The sequence below is a fragment of the Actinotalea sp. C106 genome (assembly GCF_023630195.1).
Classification (GTDB): domain Bacteria; phylum Actinomycetota; class Actinomycetes; order Actinomycetales; family Cellulomonadaceae; genus Actinotalea.
Window position 1 is genome coordinate 1 of sequence record NZ_JALPKN010000488.1, and the last position, 1418, is coordinate 1418.

Sequence of the window (1418 nt, forward strand, 5' to 3'; positions counted from 1 at the left end):
GGCCCGGTCCGGACGCATGGCGGTGGAGCCTGCGCGGCTGAGCGCGCGGGCCTCGCCACGCGCGGACCGGCCGGGGGCTCCCGCTGCCGCCCGGATTGTCCTATTCTCTGCACATGTCCTCACCGAGCGCCGCGGCCTACGCCCCCACGGCCTCCGGCCACCTCCCCGTCGCCACCTCCTCCGCCCCGAGCACGGGCCCGGTCATCACCTCGGTCGCCGGCTGGCAGCCTGGGATGCCCCCGCTGCAGCACGTCTTGGCCGACGACGTCCGGTTCGCGCGCTTCCGCACCACGCCCGAGGGGGGCTACGTCCAGGAGGACGTCGACGCCTTCCTCGACCAGGTCGAGGGCACCCTGCGCCGGTGGGAGGAGCAGCACGCCTCGCCCGGGGACGCGGCGGGGACCTCGAACGGACCAGGGACCCACGGCGACCGTCCGGGCACCGTGAGCCCGGCCTCGCGCCCGGCCGGGACCTCGGGGCTGACGCGGGTGGTGGACGGCCCTGGCTACGCCGAGGAGGAGGTCGACACCCTGCTCGAGCACGCCGCCGTCGCCCTCGAGCTGCTGCGCCAGGGCGTAGCCCCGGAGATGACCGCAGCGATGGTCGACGCGGCACGGTTCCGCACCACCTGGAACTCGGGCTACGACCAGCGCGAGGTCGACGTCCTGCTCGACCAGGTGGCCGCCGTCCTGCGCGGCTGAGCAGAGCCCGGGGGGCCACCGACCTGGACCACCTAGGCTCTACGCCCATGAACTCCGCGCGCCCCACCCGCACCCCCAGCGCGATCGACGCGATCGCCGACGCCTACGTCACCACCGCGGCCCGCCTCAACCCCCTGGCTGCCACCGCGATGGGCCTCGACGGCTACGACCACCTCATGGTGGACCTCTCCCCGGCCGGCTGGCAGGCGCAGGCCGACGCGGCCCGCGCGGTGCTCGCCCAGCTCGACGCGCAGACCCCCGTCGACGAGGTCGACCGCGTGACCCTCGCCGCGATGCGTGAGCGGCTGGGCATCGAGCTCGAGCTGCACGAGGCCGACGAGTGGCTCGGAGCCCTCAACAACATCGCCTCCCCGGTCCAGGAGCTCCGCGACGTCTTCGACCTCATGCCCACCTCGACCCCTCAGCACTGGGAGAACGTCGCGGCTCGCCTGCACGCCTTGCCGGGGGCCGTCGCGGGCGTGGTCGAGTCCCTGCGTCTCGCGGCCTCCCGCGGACGGGTCGCGGCCGTGCGTCAGGTCGACGAGTGCGCACGCCAGTGCGAGGAGCTCGCCGGGTCCGGGTCCTTCTTCACCGACCTCGTGACGAGCCCCGCCCTCGAGCAGGCCCTCGAGGGGGCGGCCCAGGGCGAGGCCCTGCGGGACGAGCTCGCCGCCGGTGCCGGCGCGGCTCGCGAGGCCTACGCGACCAAGTCGGAGG

General features: G+C 75.1%; 2 protein-coding genes. Both read left to right on the plus strand.

Going from position 1 to position 1418, the window contains the following annotated elements; all coding sequences use genetic code 11:
* The first annotated feature begins 113 nt into the window (after window positions 1-113).
* Window positions 114-701 (plus strand): DivIVA domain-containing protein, encoded by a 588-nt coding sequence (locus L0B03_RS17885; RefSeq protein ID WP_250448360.1) that lies wholly within the window; start codon window positions 114-116, stop codon window positions 699-701.
* Window positions 702-748: 47 nt separating this feature from the next.
* On the plus strand, window positions 749-1418 hold a 670-nt coding region (locus tag L0B03_RS17890), incomplete at its 3' end, for a DUF885 family protein (RefSeq protein WP_250448362.1).

Coding starts and splice junctions, on each gene's coding strand:
- L0B03_RS17885 (WP_250448360.1), top strand. CDS start 114: ATGTCCTCACCGAGCGCCGCGGCCTACGCCCCCACGGCCTCCGGCCAC.